The 16,278-nt window shown below is 54.8% G+C and carries 15 protein-coding genes; 3 read left to right on the forward strand and 12 right to left on the reverse strand.

Annotated elements, in window-relative coordinates; all coding sequences use genetic code 11:
* Position 1: 1 nt before the first annotated feature.
* From ABWV47_RS14200 to ABWV47_RS14225, 6 genes are all read right to left on the reverse strand, one after another.
* On the reverse strand, positions 2-763 hold the full coding sequence (locus ABWV47_RS14200; protein WP_353312917.1) for an SDR family NAD(P)-dependent oxidoreductase: 762 nt from the start codon (positions 761-763) through the stop codon (positions 2-4).
* Positions 763-2,472, reverse strand: a complete 1,710-nt coding sequence (locus tag ABWV47_RS14205; protein WP_353312919.1) for an IlvD/Edd family dehydratase — start codon at positions 2,470-2,472, stop codon at positions 763-765. Before ABWV47_RS14205 ends, ABWV47_RS14200 begins: the two co-directional genes overlap by 1 nt.
* Positions 2,469-4,535, reverse strand: a complete 2,067-nt coding sequence (locus ABWV47_RS14210; RefSeq protein ID WP_353312921.1) for an alpha-galactosidase — start codon at positions 4,533-4,535, stop codon at positions 2,469-2,471. The genes ABWV47_RS14205 and ABWV47_RS14210 overlap by 4 nt, the downstream gene beginning before the upstream one ends.
* On the reverse strand, positions 4,532-5,380 hold the full coding sequence (locus ABWV47_RS14215; RefSeq protein WP_353312923.1) for a carbohydrate ABC transporter permease: 849 nt from the start codon (positions 5,378-5,380) through the stop codon (positions 4,532-4,534). The genes ABWV47_RS14210 and ABWV47_RS14215 overlap by 4 nt, the downstream gene beginning before the upstream one ends.
* Before the next feature lies 1 nt (position 5,381).
* Positions 5,382-6,308 (reverse strand): carbohydrate ABC transporter permease, encoded by a 927-nt coding sequence (locus tag ABWV47_RS14220; RefSeq protein WP_353312925.1) that lies wholly within the window; start codon positions 6,306-6,308, stop codon positions 5,382-5,384.
* Positions 6,309-6,408: 100 nt separating this feature from the next.
* Positions 6,409-7,665, reverse strand: coding sequence for an ABC transporter substrate-binding protein (locus tag ABWV47_RS14225; protein WP_353312927.1), 1,257 nt, complete (start codon positions 7,663-7,665; stop codon positions 6,409-6,411).
* Positions 7,666-7,814: 149 nt separating this feature from the next.
* On the opposite strand from ABWV47_RS14225, the gene ABWV47_RS14230 reads away from it, so the two are divergent.
* The 3 genes from ABWV47_RS14230 to ABWV47_RS14240 all read left to right on the forward strand — a co-directional run bounded on the left by ABWV47_RS14230 (position 7,815) and on the right by ABWV47_RS14240 (position 10,643).
* The gene (locus ABWV47_RS14230; protein WP_353312929.1) at positions 7,815-8,606 is read left to right on the forward strand and encodes an IclR family transcriptional regulator; all 792 of its coding nucleotides are present in this window, start codon (positions 7,815-7,817) and stop codon (positions 8,604-8,606) included.
* Positions 8,603-9,661, forward strand: a complete 1,059-nt coding sequence (locus tag ABWV47_RS14235; protein WP_353312931.1) for an ABC transporter ATP-binding protein — start codon at positions 8,603-8,605, stop codon at positions 9,659-9,661. The genes ABWV47_RS14230 and ABWV47_RS14235 overlap by 4 nt, the downstream gene beginning before the upstream one ends.
* Before the next feature lie 187 nt (positions 9,662-9,848).
* The gene (locus ABWV47_RS14240) at positions 9,849-10,643 is read left to right on the forward strand and encodes a hypothetical protein (RefSeq protein WP_353312933.1); all 795 of its coding nucleotides are present in this window, start codon (positions 9,849-9,851) and stop codon (positions 10,641-10,643) included.
* 128 nt (positions 10,644-10,771) lie between these two features.
* Here ABWV47_RS14240 and ABWV47_RS14245 read toward each other — a convergent pair whose 3' ends face one another.
* The 6 genes from ABWV47_RS14245 to ABWV47_RS14270 form a co-directional block, all read right to left on the reverse strand.
* Positions 10,772-11,125 (reverse strand): H-type lectin domain-containing protein, encoded by a 354-nt coding sequence (locus ABWV47_RS14245; protein ID WP_353312935.1) that lies wholly within the window; start codon positions 11,123-11,125, stop codon positions 10,772-10,774.
* 114 nt (positions 11,126-11,239) lie between these two features.
* Positions 11,240-11,635, reverse strand: coding sequence for a F0F1 ATP synthase subunit epsilon (locus ABWV47_RS14250; protein WP_353312937.1), 396 nt, complete (start codon positions 11,633-11,635; stop codon positions 11,240-11,242).
* Between the two features lie 11 nt (positions 11,636-11,646).
* Positions 11,647-13,071: a F0F1 ATP synthase subunit beta gene (gene atpD, locus ABWV47_RS14255; RefSeq protein WP_353312939.1), complete on the reverse strand. Its 1,425-nt coding sequence runs from the start codon at positions 13,069-13,071 to the stop codon at positions 11,647-11,649.
* Between the two features lie 20 nt (positions 13,072-13,091).
* A complete protein-coding gene (locus tag ABWV47_RS14260; protein ID WP_353312941.1) occupies positions 13,092-13,964 on the reverse strand; it encodes a F0F1 ATP synthase subunit gamma in 873 nt (290 codons plus the stop codon).
* Positions 13,965-13,978: 14 nt separating this feature from the next.
* Positions 13,979-15,517 carry a F0F1 ATP synthase subunit alpha gene (atpA, locus tag ABWV47_RS14265; protein WP_353312943.1) on the reverse strand — a complete coding sequence of 513 codons (1,539 nt, stop codon included), beginning with the start codon at positions 15,515-15,517 and terminating at the stop codon, positions 13,979-13,981.
* Positions 15,517-16,077 (reverse strand): F0F1 ATP synthase subunit delta, encoded by a 561-nt coding sequence (locus ABWV47_RS14270; protein ID WP_353312945.1) that lies wholly within the window; start codon positions 16,075-16,077, stop codon positions 15,517-15,519. The genes atpA and ABWV47_RS14270 overlap by 1 nt, the downstream gene beginning before the upstream one ends.
* Positions 16,078-16,278: the final 201 nt, after the last annotated feature.

Here is a 16,278-nt window from a genome sequence, read left to right on the forward strand (position 1 = left end):
CTTACCCCGAGACCACCACGCCACCATCAACCGCCATACACTGGCCGGTCATCATGCGGCTGGCGTTTGACGCCAGATACAGGGTTGGGTCAATCATGTCATCCGGTGTCAAGTGTTCCTTCAGGCATTGACGGTCCATATGCGCCTGCAGCGACTCTGGATCAGCCCACATATCAAGCTGCTTCTGCGTAAGCACCCAACCGGGTGCCAATGCATTTACGCGAATGTTTTTTGGGCCAAGCTCACGGGCAAGACTACGAGTCATTCCCGTAATCCCTGCGTTGGCGGTGGTGTAGATCGGATACCCTGCATTGCCCATGATATAGCTGATCGAGCTGAAATTGATCATCGACCCACCGTCCGTCATATGCCGCGCGGCTTCCTGACAGGCAAAGAAATAAGCCTTAAGGTTCACCGCCTGCATCCAGTCAAAGAACTCTTCGTCAACCTCATCCAAGGCATGGCGCTTGTCATTGGCTGCATTGTTGACCAACACATCCAAACCACCGTTCTCGCCAACAGATTGCTGAATGGTTTCACGCAGTCGTGGCACATCAGAGATGTCACATTGCATGAACAACGGTGTCACACCATGTTTGGTCTCCATCTCGGCAATAAACGCATCTGCTGGGCTGCGGCCAACAATGGCGACCTTTGCCCCCTGCGCCATAAACCCATCCGTCAACGCTGCGCCAATGCCGCTGGCACCGCCAGTGATATAAACAGATTTGCCTTTGAGATCTGGAAAAATCGTGCCGCTCATCAGTGGCTCTCCCGTGTAACAAGACGTGTGTCTTTGCCAACGAGGAAGTCCAAATCGGCTCCTTTGTCAGCTTGCAGAACGTGGTCGTAATATAGCTTGGCGTAGCCTCTTGAGTAGTGCTCAGGATCAGGTTTCCACTCGCCGCGTCGCGCATCGAGCTCTGACTGATCAACCAGCAACTCCAACACGCCATTTTCGGCCGAAACCCGAATACGGTCCCCTGTTTTCACCAAGCCAAGATTTCCCCCTGCCTGCGCTTCGGGACTAACGTGCAAGATCACTGTGCCATAGGCCGTGCCGGACATCCGAGCATCAGACACACGAATCATGTCACGCACGCCCTCTTTCACAAGCTTACCCGGAATAGGCATATTGCCCACTTCTGGCATGCCCGGATAACCTTTTGGGCCGCACCCTTTGAGCACCAAAATAGTGTCTGCAGTGACTGGCAAATCAGGCTTGTCGATGTTGGCTTTCAGGTCTTCGATATTCTCAAAAACATAGGCCTCACCTTCATGCTCAAGCAAACGATCGGTGGCTGCCGAAGGCTTCACAATCGCGCCATTGGGCGCAAGGTTGCCGCGCAACACCCGCAGGCCCGCCGCCGCCTTTACTGGATTGTCCAATGGTCGGATGACGTCATCGTTGTAAATCTCTGCACCATCGTAGTAGGCGCTGATATCTTGACCCAGCACCGTCTTCGCAGGACGCACGTGCTCTTTCAATTGGCTCAACACGGCGGGTACGCCACCGGCGTAACAGAAGTCCTCCATCAGATATTTGCCCGACGGCATACAGTTCACCAAAAGCGGGATTTCCGAACCGATCTCAAAGTCTTTCAGGGTCAGGTCGATCCCCACTCGCCCAGCCAAAGCCAACAAGTGTACAACCGCGTTGGTGGATCCCCCAACGGCTGCGTTGGCGAGAATGGCATTCTCAAACGCTTCTTTGGTCAAAACATCGGACGGTTTCAGGTCTTCATCCACCATCTCAACAATGCGTTTGCCCGTCAGATGCGCCAAGGCCATCCGGCGCGCATCCACTGCAGGCAATGCCGCGTTGGTTGGCAAAGACATGCCCATCGCCTCGACCAAAGATGCCATGGTGGAGGCCGTGCCCATCGTCATGCACACACCCGCGCTGCGGCTCATGCCGCTTTCCGCGTTCATAAAGTCCTTCAGGGTCATTTCACCGGCGCGCACCTCTTCGGAGAACCGCCAAACGTCGGTGCCGGAGCCTATGTCTTGACCTTTGAACTTACCGTTGAGCATTGGGCCAGAACTCACGACGATGCTTGGAAGATCCACAGAGGCGGCCCCCATCAACTGGCCCGGAGTCGTTTTGTCACAGCCGCCCAAAAGCACAACGCCATCGATACCATAGGCCCGAATGCTCTCTTCCACATCCATCGCCAGCAAATTGCGGAACAACATCGCTGTGGGCTTCATCTGTGTCTCACCCAATGACATCACCGGGAATTCCACAGGGAAGCCACCGGCCTCCCACACACCACGCTTCACGCCCTCGGCCAACGTCCGCAGACCAGAGTTACACGGTGTCAATTCAGACCAAGTGTTGCAGATGCCAATGATCGGACGCCCATCAAAGGCGTGATCCGGGAAACCTTGGTTCTTCATCCAGCTGCGGTGAATGAACCCATCTTTGTCCAGCTTGCCATACCAGTGTTCTGAACGGCGCTTCTTAGTCATACTCGTCTTCCTTCAATCACCCACATCCGGTCTGGAAACGACCACGGCAGGATGAGTCCATGTTGCATCAGGAATTGACCGTTCAGCGTAAGAGGTCCGCTCTTTAGTGGCATCTCTCGGCGAGACAAGTGGTGTGCCTCACTGCGGTTAATCAACTCAATTTTGTAATCCGCATCTGCGTCCAATCGGGTCAGACGCAGAGGACGCGGCATAATTTGCGCGCTGGTCGCAGCCTTGCCAGCAAAAACCACAAACTGCGTACCATCACCAGCCATCTGCTGCTCTGCAAGTACGCTTGGATCAGCACTGTCCAGACGTAAGATGTCAGCGGCCATGCGCCAATCACGATTGGCCTTCCACCAAGCCGTCACCTCGGTCAAAACTTGGGCCTCTGCCTCGGTCAACTCGCGTGGGTCCATTTCAAAGCCCATATGGCGCTGCGCCGCCACCCATGCCCGAAATGCGATATCATGCACCCGCCCGGATGTATGGCAATGGCGCGGCCCAACATGGCTGCCGGTGATCGCCGCCGGCAACATCAATGCCGCATCATGCTGAATGCGCAACCGCTCTTGTGCGTCATTGCTGTCGCTCAACCAAACCCGCTGCGTGTGTTTCAGGATGCCTGCATCAATACGGCCACCACCAGATGCACAGCTCTCGATTTCCACTGTTGGGAAATCTGCCCGCAGCTGCGCCATGAGCGCGTAAACACCTTCGGCCTGCGTCGCGTCTGAAATGGGCAGCAACCGGTTATGATCCCACTTAATGTAGTCAACGTCATGCGTACTCAAAACCGCTGCGATTTTGTCGTACAGATACGCCCGCACCTCCGGGTTCGCCAGATCCAACACACGCTGCTGGCGCCCCTCGATCTGATCGACCGCGCCAAGCACCCATTCCGGATGCGCCCGCGCCAAATCACTGTCCATGTTGACCATTTCTGGCTCAAACCACAGACCGAACACCATGCCCAAAGAGTGCACATGATCAATCAGAGGCGTCAGACCATCCGGCCACTTGCGCGGATCAATATCCCAATCCCCAAGGCTTGAGGTGTCATCGTCCCGTTTGCCAAACCAACCGTCGTCTAACACAAACCGCTCCGCGCCCAGCGTGGCCGCGCGATCCGCAATCGCCTTCAGTTCCTGCAGGTCGTGGTCAAAGTAAATGGCTTCCCAGCAATTGTAATGCACGGGGCGCGGCCGCTCAGGATGAGGCCAAGTCACAACTCGATCCCTCAAGTGCCGCTGAAACGCCACCGCACATCCGTTGAGACCTGCCTCCGAAACCGACATGTACAGTTTCGATGTCTCAAAATGCGCACCCGCAGGCCGTGTGCCTGTCGCATGGCCCCATTGGATTTGCCGCCGCCCATCGGGCAGTTCTTCTGCATACATCACATGGCCACCGGACCAGCCATAATGCATGGCGAAAACCGCTCCTTGCGTGTTGGTCGCGCCGCGCTCGGGAAAATAGGCAATCGGCGGATGTTCATGTCCAGACCGGCCGCTCCGCGCTTCGCGCATGAGCAGCCCAGCACGCCACGGGCTCCGTTCCAATTGAAACTCGCCAATCCAACGGCCCGTAAAGTGAAGAATGTCCTCGCCATATTGCGGCCCCGGCAACACCGGCGCAGCCAGATGGTGCAGCGCGACCACCCCGTCGGCGTCCAAGGTCGTCTTTGCGGAAATCACATCTCCTTCCACCGCGAAGGTGAAGGTCAATGTGAGTTTTTCCGTTGCATCGCGGCACACAAACCGCAAACCATCTGCCTCTGTCAGCAAAAACCTCGGATGTAGCGCAACACCGTCACGGTATGCCACCAACCCGGCCTGCCCCTGAAAACTATTGCCAGCTTCAGGGCACAAAGACAGCTCCGGCAGGACGTCAATCATCCCACCTGTCACATCGCGTGCAACGCCTGCGGCCAAGCTTGACACGTCCACTGACGTTGGCAAAGCAGCGCCCCAGTACAGCGCGCCGGGAATGCCGCCGCTTGACGCAAGCACCAAGGTCTGACCCGGCGCATCAATGCGCCAGGTTTGAACGTCTTTCGTCACTTAACCGCTCCCAGCGTGAGACCGGCAATGAAGTGCCGCTGCATCAGGAAGAACATCGCCACCGGCGGCAAAGCCGCCACAATCGAACCTGCACTCATCAAGTGGTAGGCCGCGCGATATTGAGCGTTGAAAGACGTGATACCCGCTGTCACCGGCTGACTTTCAATGCCCTGTGTCAACACAACCGCCCAAAAGTAGTCATTCCAGATGAAGGTGAAAATCAACACGGACAAGGCGGCCAACGCGGGCTTCATCAACGGCAAAACAACATACCAAAAGATCCGCCACTCACTCACACCTTCAACCCGCGCAGCCTCGATCAATTCAAATGGCAAAGCCCGGATAAAGTTGCGCATGAACAAGGTGCAAAAACCGGTTTGGAACGCCACATGGAACAGCACCAATCCGGTCTTGGTGTTATACAAGCCCAACTCAAGTGTCAGATCCCGCACAGGCACCATCAGGATCTGGAACGGCACAAAGTTGCCCGCAACAAACATAAAGAAGATCCAGAGGTTGGCGCGAAACTTGTAGATGCCAAGTGCAAAGCCCGTCATCGAACTCAGTGCAACCGCGCCGATCACAGTCGGGATGGTGATCATAAAGGAGTTCAGCAGATAGCGCGGCATGTCGGAATTGAAAAAGACTTGCCCATAGTTGGCGCCGCCCTCAAAACTGGAGGGCCAGCCCCAATAGTTGCCAGAGGTAAAATCCGCATCAGGTTTGATCGAGAACAGCGCAACAGCCAACAAGGGCGCAAGCCAAAACAGAAGCGCAACAGGCAGCATCGATTTATAGGCAAGCTGCGCAGATTGCGATTGTTTTTCAATGGGTTTCGGAAACATCTCAGTGCCCCTTCTCTTCGCGATACATCGACCACAAGAAGTAGGCAATGAAGCACAGCATGATCATGAACAGCACCACAGCAATTGCCGCGCCATAGCCCATACGGAAACCATATTCCGACAGCGCCACTTCGAACATGTAGTAAGCCAACACGCGCGAGCTGCCAAACGGGCCGCCCTGCGTCATGATGGAAATCAAATCAAACGACCGCAGCGCGCCAATGATGGTCACAACAAATGCGATAAACGTCGCGGGGCGCAGTTGCGGCAAAATGATGTTCCAAAGCATCTTCCAACCTTTGGCACCATCCAACCGCCCGGCTTCGATTTGCTCGGGGTCCACAGCGTTCAGGCCTGTAAGGTACAAGATCATGCAATAGGCGGTCTGCGGCCATAGGCCAGCAGCGACGATGCCGTAGGTCACAAGGTCTTCGTTGCCCAGCACGTTGATTGGGCCCAAACCGACAACACCCAGAATGCTGTTCAGCAATCCAAAGTTCGGGTCATAAAACCAGCTGAACACCAATCCAACAACCACCTGCGAGATCACAAACGGAAAGAAGAACAAGGATTTGTAGATGCGGATGCCGCGCACGGTCTGGTTCAAAAACAACGCAATGAACAACCCTGCAGGGATGGCAAGAAGGTAGAGAAACAGCCAAAGAACGTTGTTTTTCAACGATATAAAAAAGGCGTCTCGATCTGTGTATTCCCAATAAAGGTCTTCGTAGTTGCGCATACCTACATAGGTTTTTTCGCCAAGTCCGTCCCACTCGTAGAGAGACAGATTGAAAGATTGAAAAACCGGCGCGATTACATAAACCGCAAAGAACAAAATACCTGGCGCCAGAAAAAGCCAGGGCGCAATACGCTGTTGATTGCGGTGAAACCAGCTTTCGGTCTCAGGAGCTTCAGAAGAAACGGTCATAACGTAACCCGGGATTTGAGAGTGGAAAGGCGGAGATTGCCCCCGCCCATCCTTTCAGATGAAGGTCAGGCCGCCGACTGGCAGGCCCGACACAATGTCATCACTTGTAGATACGGCCGCGTGCGCGCTCGAGTTTCGCAAGGATTTTGTCCAGCTCATCAGGCTTAACCATGAACTCCTGGAAACCTTCCATGGAAGCTTTGGCCATTTCTGCACCTGTGTCGCGATCCCAGAACTGGGCCACACCACCGGTGGAGTTGGTGGACAACATCTCAAAGCCCTGCTGCAGGAATTTATCATCATCCACGCTGGAGGCTGCGTTTACAGGCAGCTGACCCAGGTTTTTACCGTTGTTGATGATGGTCTGCTCTTCTGGCGAAGTGGCAAAGCGCAGGAATTCACGTGCAGCTTCTTTGTTCTTCGCATTCGCAGGAATGTGGAACGTATCGGTTGGCGCATCTTCAGACAGCGCAACCTCTGGGTTGATCTTCGGGAACTGATAGAAGTCCAGTTGATCATCAGACAGACCTGCTTCACGCAGTGGTGCCACAGCAAAGTTGCCCATCAGGTACGCAGCGGCTTCGCCTTTGACCATGAAGGGCAGTGCTTCCTGCCAGCTGTATGTCTGGTGGTCAGCAATGAAGCCGCCCATGTCGATCAGCTCTTTCCAGTTCATGAAAGTCGCTTTGACACGCTCATCTTCCCAAGACACGTTGCCCGCAGCCAGATCCATGTGGAAATCAAAGCCGTTGGTGCGCATGTTCAGATAGTCAAACCAACCGCCAGCGGTCCACAGGTATTTGGTACCAATGGTGTAGCACGCACGACCAGAATCGACGATCTTGGCACAGTTCGCTTTTTCTTCGTCCCATGAGGTTGGCTCAGACAGACCCAGTTCAGCGAAGATGTCTTTGCGGTAGTACACGCCCCACTGGTAGTAGGTATAGGCGACGCCCCACTGCTTGTCGTCGATGGTCAGCGCACCTTTGGTGGACGCCAGACCTTCTGCGATTGCAGGCTCGGCATAGAGATCAGAAACGTCTTCAAACAGACCTGCCTCTACATATGGGCGCATGCGGTTGGCCGCATACCATGTGGCAACATCCGGCGCGTTGGCAGTCAAGAAGTTACGGATTTGAGTCTTGTAAGCTTCACGATCGATCACCGTTGTTTCGATGTTCAAATCTGGATGTTGTTCGCCAAAACGCGCAATCATTGCTTCCATTGTCGCACGTGGCGCAGGGTTTGATGTGTCCAAGAAAATGGACAGGTCACCTGTCAGTTCAGCTGAAGCAGGCACGGCAAACGCCGACGAAACCGCAAGCGCGGCTGCGGTTGTTTTCATTTTGGATAGCATAGTGTCCTCCCTGAGATCCAAAAATCATGCAATTTTCGGTTTCATTATTTGAAACCACGTTTTACATATTGAAATCTACACACGGTTGCGGCTAGGTTGTCAACAGATTCCTGCACCTGCGCAGGAAAGTGGAGGAGATACGGAACCATATGTCTGGGGACGGTACAGTTGGAAAAGCACTTAAGGTGCTGGATCAGGTCGCGGCCTTTAAGCGCCCTGTGCGCTTTGGTGAATTGCAGGAACACAGTGATTTTCCGAAGGCGACCCTCTATCGGTTTTTGCAAACACTCACCAATCAAGGCATGCTGGCCTATGACGCGGAGCGGCAAACCTACACACTCGGCATTCGCCTTGTGCGGTTGGCCCACGCGGCTTGGACACAAAGCTCTCTTGCCCCGATCGCACGTCCTTTTTTAGACAACCTTTCAAAGGCATGCGATGAAACCGTTCACTTGGCCCAACTCGACGCGTCACAGGTGCTTTATGTGGACAAGCGTAACGCGCGAGAACCCGTTGAGATGTATTCCCAAGCCGGCAAAGTGGGCCCGACCTATTGCACCGGTGTCGGTAAAGCCATGTTGGCATTTCTGGACGAAGAGACTTTGGAGCGCACCATCGCGCAGCAGAGTTTCCATCGGTTCACGCCTTCGACACTGGCCTCCGAGGCTGAGCTGCGCGCCGAACTAAAGGCCATCCGCGAACGTGGCTACGGATTTGATCGCGAAGAACATGAGCCCGGCATCGTGTGTATCGCAGCCCCGATTCGCACCCCAAGTGGGCAATTGCTCGGAGCGCTTTCTGTGACGGGCCCAACCAGCCGCACATCTCTTGAACAACTAGAAACCTGGGCGCCGCGCGTGACTGACACCGCCGCCCAAATTGGACGGGAGGCCCAAGCATGGCGTTTCCCCGAAACTCATAGACAAAAGGTAACATCATGACTGGCGTAACGCTGAATAAAGCGATCAAGAAATACGGCGAAACGCAGGTGATCCATGGGATCGATCTGGAAATCGAAGACGGCGAGTTTTGCGTGTTCGTTGGCCCGTCTGGCTGTGGTAAATCCACGCTGTTGCGCATGATTGCGGGTCTGGAGGAAACCACAGATGGCGCGATCAATATCGGCCAGCGCGATGTGACCCATATGGATCCAGCCAAACGTGGGGTCGCGATGGTGTTTCAAACCTATGCGCTGTACCCCCACATGACTGTTGCGGAAAACATGGGGTTCGGCCTGCGCATGAACGGCGTTCCAAAGCCGGAAATCAACGAAAAAGTGTCCAAGGCCTCTTCGATCCTCAAATTGGACCAGTACCTCAACCGCAAACCCAAGGCGCTGTCTGGCGGCCAACGTCAGCGTGTTGCCATCGGCCGTGCCATTGTGCGTGGACCCGAAGTGTTCCTGTTTGACGAACCTCTTTCCAATTTGGATGCTGAACTGCGTGTTGAAATGCGCGTCGAGATTTCGCGTCTGCATCAGGAAATTGGCGCCACCATGATCTACGTGACTCACGATCAGGTCGAAGCGATGACCATGGCTGACAAGATTGTGGTGCTAAGAGATGGGCGCATTGAACAGGTTGGGGCACCGCTGGATCTGTACCGTGATCCCGACAACAAATTTGTGGCCGGTTTCATTGGCTCCCCTGCCATGAACTTTCTGGAATGTGACATCGTTGACGGCAAGCTGGCGCATCCTGCCTTTGCCACCCCACAGGACTGCCCGATCACATTGCCAACAGGCCTGACAAGTGTGACGGTAGGCGCGCGCCCTGAGCACATCGAGATGGATCAAAGCGCGGACCAGCTGACCATCGAGCTGACGGAAGCATTGGGCGGCGTGTCCTACTGTTATCTGACTGGTCCCAACGACACCCGTTTGATTATTGAAGAGCGCGGCGACAACCGCAGCTCTGAGGGACAAACTGTGGGCTTATCGATCCCCACAGAGCGGCTATATCTCTTCGACCCAGAAACTGGATCGCGTTTGCGCTGATCCTGCGCGGTCTACAGTTGGTTGTGTACAGAACGCCCTACTTTCCGGAGGTAGGGCGTTTTTTGCACGCAAAATCCGCCCGTTAGACCCCGCATCCAAGCCAGAACAAAAAAATTAAATTTAGATACAAGTTATCGCGAACCAGCTAGAGCTGTTTATACAGTTTACTTAATTGATCGGAAAATTCATGACTGGTTCTACTCCGTTTGACTTAAACGGCTACATTCTCGACGTGCCTCCCACAGGCAAATTTGCCGCTAACGCCCCCCCACTTGGCGCTTCATGGCCCAGCAGCGACGGAACACAATGCGCGGCGGCATGGATCATCTACCCGTTTATCAAGACGGATGCGATGACCCCCGAAAGCCTGATGTCAAACATTTGGAGCATCGGTGACGGCCATCATGTCCGTGAGCTGGGTTCACAGAGTAATTTTGCGTGGCAAGAAAAGTACACAGGATCGACCTTTTTTGTCTTGCGCCCTGTGACGATGCACTACGTTTGGAGGGCCATCATAGTCGACCTCAACACGGCTGGCGGGTATTCTCAGGATCAAACCTTCCAGACCGGCGTGCAAACCTCCTCTGAGACCACCACCACTTTTGGCGAAACACTGGGCGCGGAGGCCTCTGGCAAGGTCCCATTGCTCGGCGGCATCGGCCTCAAGTTGACCGCAGCCTACAATGCAGGCTCAACCACTAAGAACGCAACCGTTCTGACCCAATCTTCCTCTGTCACGCAGCACATAAAAGCGGACCCCAACCAAACTTTTGTTCAGTGGCAACTTTTCACGCGCCACCACATCGCCCCACCAATTCTAAGCGGCATAGGTGACGCAGAACCAGACTTAGGAGCTGCCTTCTATAAAGCCTTTGATGAAAGCGGCTATGCTGCGGCAAATCCCGCAGTCGAAATTGAGCAGGCGCCCCTTCTGGCCAGTGGCCAAGGCGTGTATTCGGCCACGATGTATCCGGCCCAATAGGACAAACGTTGGGCGCAGCCCAAGACCAACCGGCCTACGTTTCAGTCAACGTAGGCCGACTTTGACGTATCAATGTCTGAGGTCACAGCACGACACCAAGCGCGCGCACCAAAAATTGCTTGCACGCTTTAGTCGTCAATCACCCAATCATCCACGAAGGCAAGCTCACCAATTGCCAGCCAAGACATGCGCACACGCGCCACACGGCTGTCGCCCCAAGTTCGGAACACCAAATGAAACCCAAGGTTGGTGACCTCTTCGGCAACCACCTCGGCGCGAATGTTGGCCGTATTGTCCATATCCCAAAGCGACAGAGCCACCTGTACAGCGGGCGGCACGCGATACTTCGACGAGAACTTGATCAGCTTCCGGCGCTCGCGCGTACCGGCGCCGGTCCACATCTCGCCGTCTTCTTCAAAGTCCGAGAACAGGGTCTCGTCTCCCTGATCCACACCAACATAACTATTTCTAATCCGTTTCATTGCGCCCAATCTGATCGGCAAATTGGACATCTTCAAGGCAAATTTCGCCGCAAAAAGCAAAAGGCCCCGCCTGTGATGGCGGAGCCTCTTTCAGTTCTTAATCCTAAATGTGGATCAGACCATGTTCTCTGCGAGCTGTTCCAGATCAGAGAGGAACTTCTCCGCGCCGTCTTTGTGCTCGTCACCAGCGTCCGATGCGGCCTTGCGGGCGTCTGCAATGACGTCCTCAAGATCAGCTTTGGTCACTTCGTCACCTTTGTGCGCGTGTTCCGCGATGACTGAGATGGAGTCCGAAGAGACTTCCGCGAAACCGCGGGTCACAACAAAATCTTTCTCACCATCTGCGGTCTGAACCCGCACAACGCCGGGGCGCAGAGAGGTCAGCAAAGGCGCATGGCCCGGCATGGCGGTCAAGTCGCCATCAGCACCGGGGATCTGCACGGAGGTTGCCTCAAGCGAAGCAAGGCTCCGCTCAGGGCTAACCAGATCAAATTGCATCACGTTTGCCATTACGGGCCTCCTTAGGCCGCTTCAGCAGCCATCTTTTCGGCTTTTGCGATCACTTCATCGATGCCGCCAACCATGTAGAAGGCCGCTTCGGGGAGGTGGTCATATTCGCCAGCCACAACAGCTTTGAACGACGAGATGGTGTCTTCCAGAGGCACCTGTTTACCGTCTGCACCGGTGAACACTTTCGCAACGTCAAACGGCTGAGACAAGAAGCGCTCGATCTTACGCGCACGGGCCACAGCCAGTTTGTCTTCTTCCGAAAGCTCGTCCATGCCGAGAATGGCGATGATGTCCTGAAGCGACTTATAACGCTGCAGAATTTGCTGAACGTCGGTCGCAACCGTGTAGTGCTCTTCACCAATCACAAGTGGGTCGAGCAGACGTGAGGTCGAGCCCAGTGGATCCACAGCAGGGTAGATACCTTTTTCCGAAATCGAACGATCCAGAACGGTTGTCGCATCCAAGTGCGCAAACGATGTCGCAGGTGCAGGGTCAGTAAGGTCATCCGCAGGTACGTACACGGCCTGAACCGAAGTAATCGAACCGGATTTGGTGGAGGAAATACGTTCCTGCATCGCACCCATGTCGGTCGCCAGTGTTGGCTGGTAGCCCACCGCAGAAGGAATACGACCCAGCAGAGCCGAAACCTCAGAACCCGCCTGTGTAAAGCGGAAGATGTTGTCCACGAAGAACAAAACGTCCGAACCAGACTCGTCGCGGAATTGTTCCGCCAGAGTCAGACCTGACAGAGCAACACGCATACGCGCACCGGGAGGCTCGTTCATCTGGCCGTACACCAGAGCAATCTTGGATTTCTCAAGATCGTCAGGCACGATAACTTCGGATTCGATCATCTCGTGGTACAGGTCGTTCCCTTCACGAGTACGCTCACCAACACCCGCGAACACGGATACACCAGAGTGCACCTTAGCAATGTTGTTGATCAATTCCATGATCAAAACGGTTTTACCAACGCCGGCACCACCGAACAGACCAATTTTACCACCTTTGGTGTAAGGTGCCAGCAAGTCGATGACTTTGATGCCGGTGGTCAGAATTTCAGTTTCTGTCGACTGATCAGCAAACGCTGGTGCTTCGCCGTGAATCGCGCGTGTCTCGGTCGATTTGACCGGACCTTTTTCGTCCACTGGTTCGCCGATCACGTTCATGATCCGACCCAGAGTCCCGTTACCAACTGGGACCGAGATTGGAGCGCCTGTATCCGTCACAGCCGCGCCGCGAACGAGACCTTCGGTCGCATCCATCGCGATTGTACGTACAGTGTTTTCGCCCAGGTGCTGAGCCACTTCCAGAACCAGGTTCTTGCCGTTGTTGTCCGTGTTCAACGCGTTGAGGATTTCTGGCAGGGCATCCTCGAATTGCACGTCTACAACGGCGCCGATGACCTGGGTCACTTTGCCTTTTGCATTAGCCATGTTTCGTCTCCGGTTGTCTCTTAGAGCGCCTCAGCGCCCGAAATAATTTCAATCAGCTCGTTGGTGATCACAGCCTGACGCGAGCGGTTAAACTCAATGGTCAGCTTGTCGATCATCTCGCCCGCGTTGCGGGTCGCATTGTCCATCGCGCTCATCCGGGCACCCTGTTCAGAGGCACCATTTTCCAGCAGCGCTGCAAAAATCTGTGTTGCAACTCCGCGCGGCAGCAGGTCAGCCAAAAGGGCCTCTTCGCTGGGCTCGTAGTCATACAGAGTGCTTGCACCTTCCGCATCCGCGTCAAACGCGGCTGGGATAATCTGCTGGGCGGTTGGGGTCTGGCTCACGACGTTCACGAACTTCGCGTAGAAGATCGTCGCAACATCAAATTCTCCTGCGTCGAAACGCACAAGAATATCACGGGCAATGCCCTGAGCGTCATCATAACCCACGCGCTTGACCTCAGTGAGATCAACGTGGCCTACAAAGTCTTCTCCCAGTTCGCGTTTGATCGCGTCACGGCCCTTCTTGCCAACAGTCAAAACCTTAACGGTTTTGCCTGCAGCTTTCAGTTCCGCAGCTTTCGCGCGCGCCAACTTGGCGATGTTCGCATTGAAACCGCCACACAAGCCCCGCTCAGCAGTCATCACCACCAACAGGTGGGTCTGATCGCTGCCGGTGCCAGAAAGCAATTTCGGTGCTGAATCCGAGCTGCCAACTGAGGCCGCAAGCCCACCCAGAACAGCGTTAAACCGTTCTGTGTAAGGCCGCGATTGCTCAGCAGCTTCCTGCGCGCGGCGAAGCTTCGCCGCGGCAACCATTTGCATGGCTTTTGTGATCTTACGCGTGTTTTTCACGCTCGAGATCCGGTTTTTTAGGTCCTTGAGATTTGGCATCTGTGAGACCTTTCTTAAGCGAAGTCAGCGGCGAATGCGTCCAGCGCTGCTTTAACTTTGTCCGCGGCATCACCCTTGATCTTGGGATCTTCGTCGGTGATCCACTGGAGCAAGTCTGCGTTTTTGGTGCGCAAATGGGTCAGCATAGCCTCTTCAAAGCGGCCAACTTCGGACACATCGATATTGTCCAAGTAACCGTTCACGCCAGCAAAGATGACGCAGACGATTTCAGCGTTGGTCAGCGGTGAGTACTGTGGCTGTTTCATCAGCTCGGTCAGACGTGCACCACGGTTCAGCAATTGCTGAGTTGCGGCATCAAGGTCAGAACCAAACTGCGCAAATGCGGCCATTTCACGATACTGAGCAAGGCTCAGTTTCACGGGACCAGCAACCGAAGACATCGCTTTGGTTTGAGCAGAGGAACCCACGCGCGAAACCGACAGACCGGTGTTCACAGCAGGGCGGATACCTTGGTAGAACAATTCAGTTTCCAAGAAGATCTGACCGTCGGTGATGGAGATCACGTTGGTTGGAATAAACGCAGAAACGTCGCCACCTTGGGTTTCGATGATCGGCAGCGCAGTAAGCGAGCCAGAACCGAAATCTTCGTTCAGCTTCGCGGAACGCTCAAGCAGACGAGAGTGGAGATAGAAAACGTCACCAGGATAAGCTTCACGTCCGGGCGGACGACGCAGCAGCAAGGACATTTGACGATACGCAACAGCTTGCTTGGACAAATCATCATAGATGATCAGCGCGTGCTTGCCGTTGTCGCGGAAATACTCAGCCATTGCGGTCGCGGCGTAAGGCGCCAGGAACTGCAGAGGCGCAGGCTCAGATGCGGTCGCTGCCACAACAATGGAGTATTCCATCGCGCCGGACTCTTCCAGCTTCTTAACCAGCTGCGCAACGGTGGAGCGCTTCTGACCAATCGCGACGTATACGCAGTACAGCTTCTTGCCTTCGTCGTCGCCAGCGGCGTCGTTGTAAGACTTCTGGTTCAGGATCGCATCCAGAGCCACAGCGGATTTACCAGTCTGACGGTCACCAATGATAAGCTCACGCTGGCCACGGCCAATCGGGATCATCGCATCCACAGATTTCAGACCTGTCGCCATTGGCTCGTGCACAGACTTACGCGGGATGATGCCCGGCGCTTTAACGTCTGCAACACCGCGGGTATCCGACTTGATCGGGCCCTTGCCGTCCAGTGGGTTACCCAGACCGTCAACAACACGACCCAGAAGGCCGTCACCAGTTGGAACGTCCACGATGGAGTTGGTACGCTTAACTGTGTCACCTTCTTTGATGTCACGGTCAGACCCAAAGATAACAACACCAACGTTGTCGCTCTCAAGGTTCAGCGCCATGCCTTGAATACCACCTGGGAATTCAACCATCTCACCGGCTTGAACGTTGTCTAGGCCATAGACGCGCGCAATACCGTCACCGACGGAAAGCACACGGCCGACCTCGGCCACTTCAGCCTCTTGGCCAAAGTTTTGAATCTGCTCCTTAAGGATCGCAGAGATTTCGGCTGCTTGGATACCCATTATCCGACCTCTTTCATTGCATTCTGGAGGGACGCGAGCTTGGAGCGGATCGACGTGTCGATCATCTTCGAGCCCACTTTAACGACAAGACCGCCAACGAGGCTTTCGTCAACGGTCGCTTTGATTTTGACATCTTTGCCTACACGGGCGGCCAGCGACTTCGCTAGCTTTTCGCTTTGGGTCTTGGTCAATGCTTTTGCAGTGGTGACATCAGCCGTCACTTCACCTTTGTGCTCCGCAATCATCGCCTGCAGCTGTTCAATCAGCTGTGGCAAAACAAACAGACGGCGTTTTTGCGCCATCAGGGCCAGCGTTTTTTTCAAAACAGGCTGCAAGCCCATTTTGGCCGCAACTGCTGCAATCGCAGCTTCCTGCTCGTCGCGGCTAACCAACGGCGAGTGGATCAAGTTGCGCAATTCAGCGCTTTCAGCCAGAGCGGCATTTAGGTCTGAAACTCCGCTTTCCAATTTGGTCAGCGATTTGTTCTCTTGTGCGATCTCAAAGACCGCAGCGGCATAGCGTTCTGCAATGCCGGAGGAGATCGAAGCTGGTTCGGACACGTCCACCCTTCCGCTTGCTGGCCTCGCACATTGCATACAATTGTATGCCACACACGAGGGCGTTTCATGGCCCCGGGACTAACGGGGCGTTAAAATCCGTCGCGGGTGTAGCAGAGGCTTGCTCAGCTAGCAACATTGTTTACAGGTTTGGCCTCATGCCTTAGTCGCCTTATTTTTAAGGCTTTTGTGCAGGTGCGACCC

It is taken from the genome of Shimia sp. NS0008-38b, from assembly GCF_040370365.1.
Lineage (GTDB): Bacteria > Pseudomonadota > Alphaproteobacteria > Rhodobacterales > Rhodobacteraceae > Shimia.

What these genes read in the sequence shown, in the direction of transcription:
- ABWV47_RS14200 (WP_353312917.1), bottom strand. Translation starts at nt 763, where the DNA reads ATGAGCGGCACGATTTTTCCAGATCTCAAAGGCAAATCTGTTTATATC.
- atpD (WP_353312939.1), bottom strand. Translation starts at nt 13,071, where the DNA reads ATGGCTAATGCAAAAGGCAAAGTGACCCAGGTCATCGGCGCCGTTGTA.
- ABWV47_RS14240 (WP_353312933.1), top strand. Translation starts at nt 9,849, where the DNA reads ATGACTGGTTCTACTCCGTTTGACTTAAACGGCTACATTCTCGACGTG.
- ABWV47_RS14260 (WP_353312941.1), bottom strand. Translation starts at nt 13,964, where the DNA reads ATGCCAAATCTCAAGGACCTAAAAAACCGGATCTCGAGCGTGAAAAAC.
- ABWV47_RS14250 (WP_353312937.1), bottom strand. Translation starts at nt 11,635, where the DNA reads ATGGCAAACGTGATGCAATTTGATCTGGTTAGCCCTGAGCGGAGCCTT.
- ABWV47_RS14245 (WP_353312935.1), bottom strand. Translation starts at nt 11,125, where the DNA reads ATGAAACGGATTAGAAATAGTTATGTTGGTGTGGATCAGGGAGACGAG.
- ABWV47_RS14235 (WP_353312931.1), top strand. Translation starts at nt 8,603, where the DNA reads ATGACTGGCGTAACGCTGAATAAAGCGATCAAGAAATACGGCGAAACG.
- ABWV47_RS14220 (WP_353312925.1), bottom strand. Translation starts at nt 6,308, where the DNA reads ATGACCGTTTCTTCTGAAGCTCCTGAGACCGAAAGCTGGTTTCACCGC.
- ABWV47_RS14215 (WP_353312923.1), bottom strand. Translation starts at nt 5,380, where the DNA reads ATGTTTCCGAAACCCATTGAAAAACAATCGCAATCTGCGCAGCTTGCC.
- ABWV47_RS14225 (WP_353312927.1), bottom strand. Translation starts at nt 7,665, where the DNA reads ATGCTATCCAAAATGAAAACAACCGCAGCCGCGCTTGCGGTTTCGTCG.
- ABWV47_RS14230 (WP_353312929.1), top strand. Translation starts at nt 7,815, where the DNA reads ATGTCTGGGGACGGTACAGTTGGAAAAGCACTTAAGGTGCTGGATCAG.
- atpA (WP_353312943.1), bottom strand. Translation starts at nt 15,517, where the DNA reads ATGGGTATCCAAGCAGCCGAAATCTCTGCGATCCTTAAGGAGCAGATT.
- ABWV47_RS14205 (WP_353312919.1), bottom strand. Translation starts at nt 2,472, where the DNA reads ATGACTAAGAAGCGCCGTTCAGAACACTGGTATGGCAAGCTGGACAAA.